The organism is Psychrobacillus sp. L4 (genome assembly GCF_042944905.1).
Lineage (GTDB): Bacteria > Bacillota > Bacilli > Bacillales_A > Planococcaceae > Psychrobacillus.
The window spans coordinates 299051-311701 of record NZ_CP168496.1 but is presented as its reverse complement, the minus strand read 5'-3'; the positions used below and the strand labels follow the sequence as shown (position 1 = coordinate 311701).

At 37.3% G+C, this 12651-nt stretch carries 11 protein-coding genes; 4 read left to right on the top strand and 7 right to left on the bottom strand.

Translation table 11 applies throughout. From position 1 onward, the window contains the following. The first annotated feature begins 59 nt into the window (after positions 1-59). Positions 60-878 (top strand): purine-nucleoside phosphorylase, encoded by an 819-nt coding sequence (locus ACEPXG_RS01545; protein ID WP_391206729.1) that lies wholly within the window; start codon positions 60-62, stop codon positions 876-878. Between the two features lie 429 nt (positions 879-1307). On the opposite strand, the gene ACEPXG_RS01540 is transcribed toward ACEPXG_RS01545, so the two are convergent. Genes ACEPXG_RS01540 through ACEPXG_RS01530 form a run of 3 tightly spaced genes read right to left on the bottom strand, consistent with a single transcriptional unit; the run spans position 1308 to position 3493 of the window. Then, on the bottom strand, positions 1308-2030 hold the full coding sequence (locus tag ACEPXG_RS01540) for an amino acid ABC transporter ATP-binding protein (RefSeq protein WP_391206726.1): 723 nt from the start codon (positions 2028-2030) through the stop codon (positions 1308-1310). Beyond that, positions 2023-2682, bottom strand: a complete 660-nt coding sequence (locus ACEPXG_RS01535; RefSeq protein WP_391209724.1) for an amino acid ABC transporter permease — start codon at positions 2680-2682, stop codon at positions 2023-2025. Before ACEPXG_RS01535 ends, ACEPXG_RS01540 begins: the two co-directional genes overlap by 8 nt. A 28-nt stretch (positions 2683-2710) precedes the next feature. Beyond that, complete coding sequence (locus tag ACEPXG_RS01530; protein WP_391206723.1) at positions 2711-3493, bottom strand: transporter substrate-binding domain-containing protein; 783 nt, start codon at positions 3491-3493, stop codon at positions 2711-2713. Positions 3494-3818: 325 nt separating this feature from the next. Between ACEPXG_RS01530 and ACEPXG_RS01525 the strand changes: the two genes are divergently transcribed. After that, a complete protein-coding gene (locus ACEPXG_RS01525) occupies positions 3819-4925 on the top strand; it encodes an NAD/NADP-dependent octopine/nopaline dehydrogenase family protein (protein WP_391206720.1) in 1107 nt (368 codons plus the stop codon). Positions 4926-4958: 33 nt separating this feature from the next. Further along, positions 4959-6389 carry a YfcC family protein gene (locus ACEPXG_RS01520; protein ID WP_391206717.1) on the top strand — a complete coding sequence of 477 codons (1431 nt, stop codon included), beginning with the start codon at positions 4959-4961 and terminating at the stop codon, positions 6387-6389. 135 nt (positions 6390-6524) lie between these two features. Here ACEPXG_RS01520 and ACEPXG_RS01515 read toward each other — a convergent pair whose 3' ends face one another. From ACEPXG_RS01515 to ACEPXG_RS01505, 3 genes are all read right to left on the bottom strand, one after another. After that, on the bottom strand, positions 6525-7244 hold the full coding sequence (locus ACEPXG_RS01515; protein ID WP_391206714.1) for a GntR family transcriptional regulator: 720 nt from the start codon (positions 7242-7244) through the stop codon (positions 6525-6527). A 392-nt stretch (positions 7245-7636) separates the two neighbouring features. Then, positions 7637-8005, bottom strand: coding sequence for a plasmid pRiA4b ORF-3 family protein (locus tag ACEPXG_RS01510; RefSeq protein ID WP_391209722.1), 369 nt, complete (start codon positions 8003-8005; stop codon positions 7637-7639). Then, entirely contained in the window at positions 7923-8297 is a 375-nt protein-coding gene (locus ACEPXG_RS01505) for a plasmid pRiA4b ORF-3 family protein (RefSeq protein ID WP_391206711.1), read from the bottom strand. Before ACEPXG_RS01505 ends, ACEPXG_RS01510 begins: the two co-directional genes overlap by 83 nt. Before the next feature lie 242 nt (positions 8298-8539). On the opposite strand from ACEPXG_RS01505, the gene ACEPXG_RS01500 reads away from it, so the two are divergent. Continuing rightward, positions 8540-9787: a dicarboxylate/amino acid:cation symporter gene (locus ACEPXG_RS01500; protein WP_391206709.1), complete on the top strand. Its 1248-nt coding sequence runs from the start codon at positions 8540-8542 to the stop codon at positions 9785-9787. A gap of 130 nt (positions 9788-9917) precedes the next feature. Here the strand turns inward: ACEPXG_RS01500 and ACEPXG_RS01495 are convergent, their stop codons facing one another. Then, positions 9918-12632, bottom strand: a complete 2715-nt coding sequence (locus ACEPXG_RS01495; RefSeq protein WP_391206706.1) for an MBL fold metallo-hydrolase — start codon at positions 12630-12632, stop codon at positions 9918-9920. Positions 12633-12651: the final 19 nt, after the last annotated feature.

Sequence of the window (12651 nt, the reverse complement as noted above, 5' to 3'; positions counted from 1 at the left end):
TTCTCTCCCTTAAAATTTTATTGTTAACATGTTTTTTACGTTTCAAGGAGGAATTAGGAATGCACAACATCAAAGATATATTAGAAGCTAAAGATTTTATTATGAGTAAAACAAATCATCGCCCTGTGATTGGACTTATTCTTGGTTCAGGATTAGGAACACTTGCAGATGAAATTAAGAACCCTGTTCAGATCCCATATAGCGCAATTCCTCACTTTGCTAAATCAGAAGCAATTGGTCACGCGAACGAACTAGTCATTGGAGAATTGAACGGCAAGATAGTAGCGGCTATGAAAGGTCGTTTTCATTATTATGAAGGGTATACGTTAGATGAAGTAACCTTCCCAGTACGTGTAATGAAAGCGCTAGGTATAGAGAATTTAATTATTACAAACGCTTGTGGTGCGGTTAATACAAGCTTTAACCCAGGCGATTTAATGTTAATTACGGATCATCTTAATTTAGTTGGAACCAATCCATTAATGGGACCAAATAACGATGAATTAGGAACTCGTTTCCCTGATTTATCACAAGTGTATAACAAGGATTTACGTAATATTGCAACCAAAGTAGCGACCGAACAAAACATACACTTGCAACAAGGTGTCTATGCTTGGTGGAGTGGACCTGCCTACGAATCTCCTGCTGAAATCCGTATGATTCGCACATTAGGAGCGGACGCTGTAGGTATGTCGACAGTACCAGAAGCTATTGTAGCGACTCATGCAAATATGAAAGTACTTGGTATTTCTTGTTTAACGAATATGGCATGTGGAATATTAGATCAGCCATTAAATCACGACGAAGTAATTGAAGTTGCTGGTAAGGTAAGAGTTAAATTTGTTGAATTAGTTAAGGGTGTTTTAGGAGAGATTTAATCGAAATAACTACCTATGAATGTTTTTACAAGACGCATCATCTGAGCACAATAAGAAAAATGCTAACGTCCTAGGTGCATACTATCTTTACTATTTCCTGAGTGCTTTGGACAAAACATAAGCTACACTATTAACGAAGAATTTTATGGAGTATCTGGAAGTGACTGCGTCACTACCGGATACTCTTTTTTCGGTAATCTTGTAGCGGATGTTTGTCCGCTGCCCTCTTGAAATATGTAAAGATATAATGCATTTGTTTTGGTTAATGAGAAAATAAATCCTTTCCTATTCCTTTAAAAGCGGACGAAGATACAATTTCGTCCGCTCAGCACTTCTTTAATAATGGATGCTATCTATTTTTTTAGGTTCCACTTGCCCTATTAGATTACTCCGTTTTTATTTGTTTAAGCTTCAATAGCTAGCTTAATCCTAAAGAATTTTTTCTAGGAAGGTTTGCGCACGTTCACTCTTTGGTTTAGCAAAAAACTCTTGTGGAGTGGAATCCTCCATTAGTTTTCCTTCATCTAAAAATACGATACGATCGGCAACCTCTCTAGCAAATCCCATTTCATGTGTAACAATGACCATTGTGATTCCGGTATGGGCCAAATCTTTCATCACATCCAAAACCTCTTTAACCATTTCCGGGTCAAGTGCAGAAGTTGGCTCATCAAATAACATGATTTCGGGTTCCATAGCTAGTGCCCTTGCGATGGCTACACGTTGCTTTTGTCCTCCCGATAACTTAGAAGGATAGACATCGGCCTTTTCCCCTAAGCCTACTCTCTTTAATAATTCTCTTGCTTTTATTTCAGCCACTTCTTTTGATAGCTTTTTAACCTTCATAGGTGCATATGTCATATTTTGCAATACCGTTTTATGCGGAAATAAATGAAAGTGCTGAAATACCATTCCAATATGTTGACGTAGTGTGGTAATATTTGTCTTTACGTCTGTTATTTCCTGTCCATTAACAACTACCCTACCACTGGTTGGAACCTCTAAGAGATTCAAACATCGTAAAAAAGTGGACTTACCGGAACCAGAAGGTCCAATTACGGCAACGACTTCGCCTTTTTTAATATTCGTGCTTATACCCTTTAACACTTCTAGCTTCCCAAACACTTTGTGAATGTTTTCAACTTTAATCACTCTGACGAAGTCTCCTTTCTAGTATACGTGCACCCGCAGTTAATAGTAGAACCATTGCATAATAGGTTGCACCTACAAGAATTAATGGCTCAAAATATAAGTACGTTTTAGCACCGACGATATTCGCACGTCTTAGTAAATCTGTCACACCAATCGTAGATACTAATGCTGATTCTTTCAATAAAGCAATGCTTTCATTAGCCAGAGCAGGGAGTATATTCTTAATGGCCTGGGGAAGTATAATATCTTTCATCGTTTGCCGATACGGAACACCCAATGATAATGCTGCCTCTTGTTGTCCCTTGTCCACTGCTAAAATACCTCCCCGTATCGTTTCAGAAATGTAGGCTGCTGAATTTAAGGAGAATGCGATTACACCCGCTTGTAATGCCGGAATATCGTATCCTATTAGTTGAGGTGTGGCATAGTAGATTAGTGCAATTTGTAATATTAATGGTGTACCTCGAAATAATGATGTATAAAATACACCAAACCATTTTAATGGCTTTATGTTCGAAATCTTTATAAGTGACAGTAAAGTGCCTAATAAAAATCCAAAAAAAGTTGAAATAACAGTGAATTCCAGCGTGACCAATATCCCTTTCAATATAAAAGGGATATAGGGCACGATTTGGTTGAATTGCAAGTCCATACCCATGCCCTACTCTCCTATCTATCGTTTATTTTTTTTCAAACCATTTTTTTATCAACTTTTCCATCTCGCCGTCTTGTTTCATCTCATCGATGACTTTGTTGAACTCTTCTGGATAAGATGAATCCTTAGGAAAAGCTACCGCAGAACCAGTGTTACCATTGTTTTGAATGACTACTAGTTTAAGGTCAGAATTAGACTCGGTGTATCCTTTTGCTACTGTGTCTTCAATAACAGCTGCATCAATTCTATTCGATTTTAGTTCTTGAATAATCTCAGGAATTTTGTTTAAAGGGACGATCTCAATACCTTCTGCATCCTTTAATCTTCCTTCTTGAATAGAACCAAGCTGAACGCCAACTTTTTTCCCTTTTAAATCTTCTAACGTCTCGTAGTTAGTTCCTTCTTTTGCCACAATGGTATGAATTGCTTCGTAATATATATTAGAGAATGACACGTTTTCTTCTCGCTCAGGAGTTGGTGTCATACCCGACATGACAAAGTCAACACGCTTTGACTGAATTGCCGGAATTAGTCCATTAAAATCAATGTCCTTAACCTCGATTTCGAATCCCAATTTCTTTCCTATATACTTAGCAAGATCAATATCAAATCCAACAATTTCTCCCGAATTAGTGTCGTAATCCTCGTACGGAGGATAATCAGCTGATGTTCCCATCATTAGCTTCTTCGTTGGTATAGTTTCGGTTGAATCCGTGGAACCGCTTTCTTTGCTATCCGAACTACCACATGCAGCTAAAAGAATCATACTCAGCACTAACATCAACGTAATACTTAAAAACTTTTTCACATATAACACTCCTCTTCGCTTAAATTTATTAAGTGCTCCTAAATAATGGATATATAAGTTCTAGTTCTCTTTACTCCCCCCTATTTTAAAATATGGGTTATCCGTTTTGTTAATAAGCACCCCCCATTAAAGTATAATGTTATATCTTTATATCTTATATACTGTTTCTTAAATAGTCAAACTATTTTTAATACGGATTATATATCTTTTATCCAAAAGTAAACTAGAATAAAATAGAATTTAAAAGCGCTTCCAAATTATAATGTTATAATGTTATAATTAAATAATAAATTATTGATTATTAAAATATTAGGAGGAATTTAAAATGAAAAAAGTCAGTATTATTGGTGCAGGAAATGGCGGTTTAACAGCATCTTATCATTTAAGTAAAATAGGAAACTCCGTTTGTGTGTATGATTCCCCTCAATTTGATATGCAAATTAGAGCTATAATTGATACAGGTGGTATTAAAGCTTTAGAAGAACTACATGACTATCAAATGTTATACCCTGGTTTCGAGAAAATAACGAAGGCTACAACTAATATGAAAGAAGCAGTGCAATTCTCTGATGTTCTTATCATGATCTGTCCTTCTTTTGCGCAAGAAATATTATTTAAAGAAATGCTTCCTCATCTAAAAGATGACCAAATTATAGTCATTATGCCAGGCAATTATGGAGGATTAGTTCTAAATAAAATGAAAAATGAGTCCAGACCTGATTTGAAGATTACATTTGTGGATTCTATTAGTATACCTTGGGCATGTAGAGCAGTTCAGCCGGCGGAAATTGCTATTATGGGACTAAAAGAATATATATCCGTTAGTGTTTTTCCAGCTACCAACCTGGAAAATGCAAAATCTAGGATTAGCGATATATTCCCATTAAGATTGGAGTTTTTAGACAACCCAATGGTAGCAGGTTTAGAAAACATTAATTTTGGTGGACACCCTTTATTGACTACCTTAAACATGGGTCTTCTTGAAAACTTTAATGGAGAATTTAACTATTACCGCGACTGTTGTAGTCCGGCAACTGCAAATGCTGCATCCAAAATGGATCAAGAACGCTTGTCTGTTGGATTAGCATTTGGCCGTCAGCTAAAAACGGAACTAGAGGCGATGAATGCTTTATATGACAGTAATTATAAAACGGTGTATGAATTTAATCGTGCATCCACTACTCACGAAAAGATTAGTAGTGCACCCGCAAGTTCTCATTCTAGATATATAACAGAAGATGTTCCATATCTATTGGTACCTTGTTTTGAATTTGCCAAACTAGCTGGGCTTAAGCTTCCGATTGTAGAATCGTGTATTCATATTGCATCTGCTTATAATGATGAAGACTATTTTAAAACAGGAAGAACATTAGAAAAAATGGGAATGGAACATTTGAGTGTAGAGGAAATTGTTAAGTACCTATCTTGTTAGTCATTGAAATTTGAAATAAAAGAGGCTAAAAGTATGAACAGTAATATAAAAGTCCCGCATACACTTACACTATTATTAGGAATAATTATTATCATGGCTACTCTTACATGGGTGATTCCAAGCGGGCAATTCGATTATGTAAAAGATGCCAATAAGCCAACTCCTATAGCAGGAACCTATAGTCATGTTGATAAAGTTCAAATAGTTGATGGGAATACCGTAGATTCTCGTCAAGGTATTACGAGTATTTTAACCGCTCCGATGAAAGGAACCATTGCAGCAGCAGATGTTGTCGTGTTTGTTTTACTTTTAGGTGGTGCTTTCGGGATTTTAGGCAAAACTGGTGCAATTGAAGCCGGTGTATCGAAAGTTGTTGAAATGTTAAAAGGTAAAGAACTACTTGTTATACCTGTTGCCATGTTGTTATTCGGACTGGGTGGTACAATCATGGGAATGGCAGAAGAAACACTCCCATTTTATATGATTTTCATCCCTTTAATGATGAAAATGGGATATGACTCCCTAACAGGAGCAATGATTATCTATTTAGGTGCTCAAACAGGGGTGATGGCATCTACATCTAATCCTTTCGTTGTAGGCATTGCACAAGCAAGTGCGGGAATACCAATCAGCTCGGGAATCGGATTCAGATGGATTCAGTTCTTAGTCTTTATCACCATAGCCATTCTGTTTGTTGTCTGGTATGGGAAACGAGTAAAAAAGAAACCCGAGTTTTCACCAATGTTCGAAATTGACAAAACAAATAGAGATCATTTTTTAACAAGTGAAACACAATCCATGGATACTTTTAAGTGGTACCATGGATTAATATTACTCGTATTTATGGGTGGTATTGGTTTAATGGCATATGGAGTAAAAGAGTTAGACTGGTATATAGAAGAGATCTCAATGGTTTTCTTGGCAATCGGTTTATTTGCCGGATTACTTGCAAAAATTGCTGGAGTAATGAATGAAAAAGACATCGCGGAATCATTTGTTGAGGGGTGTAAAGATATCATATTTGCTGCTTTGGTTATTGGTATTGCAAGGGGTATCCTAGTAGTAGCGCAAGATGGCAAGATAATTGACACCATTTTAAACTCATTAGCGAACACTTTAAACGACCTACCAAAAGCTGCTTTTACGACACTTAACATACTTATCCAAACAGGGATCAATTTTTTAGTTCCTTCCTCTTCCGCTCAAGCTGCTTTAACAATGCCATTAATGGCTCCACTTGGGGATCTTGTCAATGTAAGTAGACAAGTTATTGTAACTGCTTATCAGTACGGATGCGGTATAGGTCATTTCATCTTCCCGACACAAGGTATATTGATGGCTGCTCTAGGTATTGCCAGAATTCCTTTTCAGAAATGGCTTAAAGTTGTATTTCCTTTAGTAGTAATTTTCTTTGTAATTTCAGCGTTATTCTTATTTATAGGATTACAGTTATATCCCGCATAATCCTATAATGGTTTGGATTAAATATTTGCTACACACGCATATTCAAAGGGGCTAGAAGTGATTTTGCATCTTCTGGCCCCTCTGTTTTCAGTTCTTATGAAATATCGTTTGGATATTGAGTGAAAAGATGCGGCTTTATAATTGTACTTCCAAATAATACTTTTCCTTATCCTGGCGCATGACAAACTTTGAATATTCAATTGGCTCATCCGATTTAGAGTATGTAATTCTTTCCCATACAAATAATGGGGTATTTAAATCCACATTTAATAATGCTACTTCTTCCTCGTTCGCTATTGTCCCAGAAAAGTAGTTTTTAGAGTTTTTCAACTCAATCCCACATTTTTTTACTAGGATATCATAAACAAAGTCATCTTCTTTTATATCACGTAAAAGTTCTGGATTAAATGATTGTGGTAAGTAAGTATATTCTACAGATACGGGTTCTCCATCTTCTAATCCTAATCTTTTGATAAAGAAAAACTTCTGATCAGAAGGCAAATTCAATGTTTTTGCGACTTTGGGATACATGATGTCTTTGTGTTCTTCTAACATTTCATGTGAAGAACTTACTTCATTTTCCATTGTAAAAAATGCAGATGTGTAGATGTTTTTTTCCATTACCGTATTTGTAACAAAAGTTCCTTTGCCTCTTTGACGAAATAGCATACCTTTATCTACTAAATTTATAACTGCTCTTTTGATCGTAATATTACTTACATCTAAACTCTTTGCCAACTCAGTTTCCGTTGGTATTTGAAAACCTTTACTCCATTGACCGGAAACGATTTTTTCTTCCAATATGCTTTCCACTTGCGAATACAACGGCATGGACCCGGTTTTATCTATCTTCACTTTAAACACCTCATCATTCAATATAATGTTATATTATTGTGCTCATAATACTAAATATACTATCGTCTGTATACGTATACAAGTGGTACTACTCGTGGGATATTGATTAGCCGGTAAATCACGATGAAGTACTTCGAATTCCATATAAAAAAACCGCAAGCGTGATTTAAGTGCATCTTGTCTTCACCTTTTACGGAGTGCTTTGGACGAAACATTGGCTACATTATTACCGTTGGAATTAGGTAGAGACATATTGCATTAGGTTTGGATAATGAGAGAATAAATCCTTTTCTATTCTTTTAAAAGCGGACGAAGATACAATTTCGTCCGCTCAGCACTTCTTTATTAATGGATGCTATCTATTTTTTCAGGTTCCACTTGCCCTATTGGAATTACTCAGTTTTAATTTTTTTTAGCTTCAACAGCTCTTTCATCAATTCATTTATGCGTGGAATATTAAGTTCTTGATTGTACTTTCCTTCTCCCCAACGTTTCATATCTTTATGCCCCTCATGAGAAGGGGTATTCCAAGCTTTTAAAAACTCTTCATATCCCCTTGCACCACCTACATCTTCTGGAGGACACGCTCCTGCCCCTTCCAATAAGGTTGGATACCCAACGGCATAATCTAAAATAACCTCTTCCAGCTGAATCTGGTGTTTCCAATCATCCCCGTAGTCATATCGATAAACAAATTGTTTGAATGTTTCCACGTACTTTGGGAGCTTTGTATTTTTCGCTTTTCTCATTTCTGTATGCATCAACTTGTGTATATCTTTTTTCAAATTCACTTTCAATTTGCGAATGAAGATTTCGAACCGCATTAAGTTGATCAAATTTATGCGGTTCATACATTTCTTCATCTTCGACTATTTCTAATTGATATTGCTCTCGTTCAAAATCAAATTCGAATAAGTGGGCATCCTGCCATCCCATAGCAAATTGAATAGTGTCATGCAATCGTTTAAATGTAGTTTCTGCTGGAATAACAAATCTTCTCCACACAGATGGCTCTACTTCTTCTAACGTTATTAAAAACTGATATGCTTTCATAAACAAATTCCTTTCTTGCTTAAGTAGTCAGTTCATCACCGCTAATCCACTATAGAATTCTTCTCTCATTATATACTGAGTTAATGAAGGGTACCATGATCTAATACCATTTAGAATTGTATTAGAAAACACATCAAAGCCACTCATTCAATGCATCCTTAACATTCCGAGTAGTAGTTCATTCATGATATACTACTTAAGATGTACATGAACAAACATTCAGTATAGGAAGTGATATATATATGAAACATATATGGAAAAAGTACCTTGAAACACCTTTCGTTATTAAGATGTCTGTTGGTTTCTTATTAGGAATTATCGTTGGATTCATCTTTCATTCGAAAGCAGAAGTTCTACGACCATTTGGAACTCTTCTTATCCATCTACTAAGTTTAATCGCCATCCCTATTATCTTTTTAACTGTCGTGTTGGCCGTAACACAAATGAGCGTTACTCAATTGGGCCGAATAGGCGGAAAGCTTTTAGTATACTATGCAATAACTACTGCTGCTGCGTTATTTATCGGGCTAGGTTTAGCACTTTGGTTTAATCCAGGCAGTCATTTAACATTGCCAAATGTACATGTAGATAAACCAACGACCCCTCATTTCTCCGAGATCTTATTACAAGTTGTCCCTGAAAATATGTTCCAAGCATTTACTGCAGGAGATATTATGGCAATTATTTTTCTCGCTATTATAATGGGACTTGCTATTTCTTCGATGAAGTTTTCAGCAGATGCCAAGATGAAAGACTATGGATTATTAATCGAAAAGGCTTTTACAGCCTTCTATGAGATGTTCTATAAAATATTAAAAGGTATCCTTGCCTACACCCCTATTGGTGTTTTTGCGATTAGTGCTGCTACTTTTGGTAGTCAAGGATTGGAAACATTGAAATCATTGTTTACGTTTATCTGGGTGTTTTATTTAGGACTTATCATTCTATGGGTAGTTGTTTATTCAGGGTTTATAAAAATTTCGGGTAATTCTGTTATCTACTTTTTTAAGCAAACAAAAGAAGCTTATACAACAGCATTTTTTACTTCTAGTAGTATCGCGTCCTTACCGATTGCGATTAGTTCTGCTAAAAAAGCTGGAGTTTCTGATCGTACTGCAAACTTTGCACTTCCACTAGGTGCCGTTTTCAACTCGGATGGTGGTGCTTTACGGATGGGGTTATCCATCGTTTTCGCAGCAAATGTAACAAATCTACAGTTTTCCATTTCAGATTATTTTATCATCATTCTTGTAGGTACACTTTTATCGATTGGAACAGCAGGTGTTCCGGCTGCAGGGTTAATAACGCTTTCCGCGGTTCTCACTATGTTCGGCTTACCTCTTGAGGTTGTTGCGCTTATCGCTGGTGTAGATGCGATTATTGGTATGGGAGGCACTGCATCTAATGTTATTGGAGATATTGTTGGAGCAGTAGTAGTAGACCGGTCGGAGCGAGAGGAAATAACCCCTTCACCGACTCATGTAATATAAGTGGTTAACCTTTTGTCAGATAGTACGATATTTTCTTTAGCCTGACTTCAATTAAGACCGCTTGATACTCGTACATCAAGCGGTTAAATATATAAAGCAACCATGCAACATTTTTTTGTATTTCCAAGGACTATACCGTTACTTCTAAACTATAACCTGTTTCTTTCTCTATTTTCTTGCTAGTCTTTTGTTGCTCTTCCTCGCTCGGCAATTTTTCGAGTTTCACCACTAGGGCTTTCCTATCTGTGTGGATAGATGGATTTTTCTTCATTTCCCAAGAGGGTGGTAGGGATTCTATCGCTATACGGATAATCTCGTTTTGCTTTGGATTTTTTGCGTAAGTAACTGGCATGCCGATTCGCCAAGACAGTTCCTCCAAATCTGATTCATGTAGTTTCGCTATTTCTGGAGAGATGAAGTGAACTTCCATCATATCTTGCTTAATACCAACTTTATAGACATTAATAACACGATCTGCTGCCCACTTTTTTGTTTCTTCTAGCGCTTGATTGTTCTCCATCCGTTTTCCAAAACTCTCCACTTGGAATACAGAGCTATTACTCGATATAACTGAAGCGGTAGACATATCCCCCTTAAATTGGACTTCAAAACCAGTTGTCCCTTTAAACTGTCTTAACAATTTCTCTGTATCCTCTGGTCGATCAACTGCTATAGATACCATTCGATCATGCAAATGAATGGAAGGTGTACCTATCGAAGAACCGAAGAGTTTTACAAGTAAACTTTGCAAAAGGTCTTGCCGGATAGAATTTGAAAAAGTAACTTCCCACCCTGTTTCTCGCTTAAAGTATTCGATTATATCCATTCTTTCCTTTTCTACAATCACATCTGGAAAATCAAAATAAACCATTAATTGTTCCTGATTTGTGCCTATATTATTCACTCCGCAGCGCATAAATCGTGGATGATCCACAAATTTATCGCGAGCGATTTCCATTGCTGCAGTAGCATTCATCTTAATTCCTTGAATAGGTAATGTCATCCGCTCCAGAGCCATTTCCACTTGTTCATCCATACTATACAGAACGGTTCCGTCAATTCCTTTTCTTCGGTTAACTTCCGGAAGATATTGGAGTGCAAGTGCCACTGCCAGTTTCTCCTTTAGTTCGACTAACCTAAGTAGTTCAAAAGTCATACTTAATGATAGTTCCTCTTTCGGAAGTTTGGTCCAGCTTATCTTTTCAAGGATTGGACGACAGAACGATAGTACTTCATTGGCAGCCTCCACTAATTCATCAATTGGTCCATCCCATCTACCAATTGTTTCTACTACTTGTTCCGCTTGCAATTGAACCGGTTTTCCTTTTAGCGTTTGGCATATAAAGGATTTGGTTTTGGGGTGAATCCCCGTACATATAGCAAACTTCAGAGCTTCCTCTCCCTCTGAACGATAGAGCAATAAACTCCCAATTTTCTCTCGCAGTTTCATTGTAGACTCATTTCCAGTATATCTCTTTCCAACAATTCCTTTTCCTGATTTCCGTTTTTCAAAGGAATACGATTCTCCGTTATCCACCAGAATCGGTTCAAATCTTGTATCGATGAGTTCCCCTAGCCGACTTCTAGCCTCGTCATCCCCATGTACAAGTAATGTATAGGTTGGTTTCAACGTTTGGATAAAACGATTCATTTCGTTCGCATCTGCATGCGCAGACAGTCCGTATTTGCCTATGCGGCATTTGACCTGATGGATACTGCCGTTTAACTCCAACGTTTTTTCCACTCCATCGGCAAGGTCTAGCAATTTTCTTCCTGGACTTTCCTCATCCTGGTAACCGGTGATGAAGATTGCATTTTTGTCCCCTGCAACAAGACGTTCCGCATACCATGAGCTAGCTCCTCCTGTTAGCATCCCAGATGAAGCAACAATACAACCGGGCTTACCTTGTAAAATCATTTCACGCTCTCTTGGATGAACAGCTTTACATCTACCCTCTGTTAAGAAAGCATCCCCATTTTTCCTAATTCGGTGAGCTACTGGTCCTTTTAAGTAATGTGGGTAATTCTTATAAATACCACTAATTGGTGTGACTAGTCCATCTACGTAAATCGGAAACTCTGGTATCAAGCCTTTGTCCATATAATCTTGTAGAACTAGAAGAACCTCTTGGGCACGACCAAGTGCAAATGCAGGAATAAGTGCAAATCCTCCACCTGCGATTACTTCCGCAACATGATCAGCCAGACGTTTTTCTTCTGTGTTTCGATCTGTATGTACGCGATTTCCATAAGTAGATTCCATGACTACAACGTCAGGATATACTCCATGAGGAACCTCAGCTCCTGGTATTGTACGACCAGCTTTAAAACTTAAATCTCCCGTTACAAGAAGACTTTCTCCATCTCCTTCTATTAAAAACATCACCGCTCCTAAAATATGTCCAGCCCGATAACTTGTAATTTTCACATCTCCTACCGTTAAAACACCACTAGATGGAAAAAGAAGCAAAGACTCCAACAATGCAGTCACTTGTTCTTCCGTATAAGCAGGTAAACTATTCGTCGTGTGGGCTCGTTGTTCTAAAATTTTATAGGCATCTTTCATCATGACTTTCATCAGATCGGCTGTAGGTGAAGTAGTATAAATTGGAATAGTCGGATAAAGTGAATGGACAATCGGGAGTGCTCCGATGTGATCAGCATGTGCATGCGTCACGAGAATACAATCCGGAACGTCTAGCCCATCAAGCATCCCAAGAGCAGGGAGTAGATGATCCCCTTGCATCCGCATACCCGCATCAATCAACAAGTTAGTCTCCCCTATTTGAATATGTAAACAGGAAGCTCCAACCTCGCTCCCTCCACCTAAAATACTTATTTTCATGTTCATCCTGCTTTCTTTT

Coding starts and splice junctions, on each gene's coding strand:
- ACEPXG_RS01495 (WP_391206706.1), bottom strand. CDS start 12,632: ATGAAAATAAGTATTTTAGGTGGAGGGAGCGAGGTTGGAGCTTCCTGT.
- ACEPXG_RS01545 (WP_391206729.1), top strand. CDS start 60: ATGCACAACATCAAAGATATATTAGAAGCTAAAGATTTTATTATGAGT.
- ACEPXG_RS01500 (WP_391206709.1), top strand. CDS start 8,540: ATGAAACATATATGGAAAAAGTACCTTGAAACACCTTTCGTTATTAAG.
- ACEPXG_RS01505 (WP_391206711.1), bottom strand. CDS start 8,297: ATGAAAGCATATCAGTTTTTAATAACGTTAGAAGAAGTAGAGCCATCT.
- ACEPXG_RS01520 (WP_391206717.1), top strand. CDS start 4,959: ATGAACAGTAATATAAAAGTCCCGCATACACTTACACTATTATTAGGA.
- ACEPXG_RS01535 (WP_391209724.1), bottom strand. CDS start 2,682: ATGGACTTGCAATTCAACCAAATCGTGCCCTATATCCCTTTTATATTG.
- ACEPXG_RS01525 (WP_391206720.1), top strand. CDS start 3,819: ATGAAAAAAGTCAGTATTATTGGTGCAGGAAATGGCGGTTTAACAGCA.
- ACEPXG_RS01510 (WP_391209722.1), bottom strand. CDS start 8,005: ATGCATACAGAAATGAGAAAAGCGAAAAATACAAAGCTCCCAAAGTAC.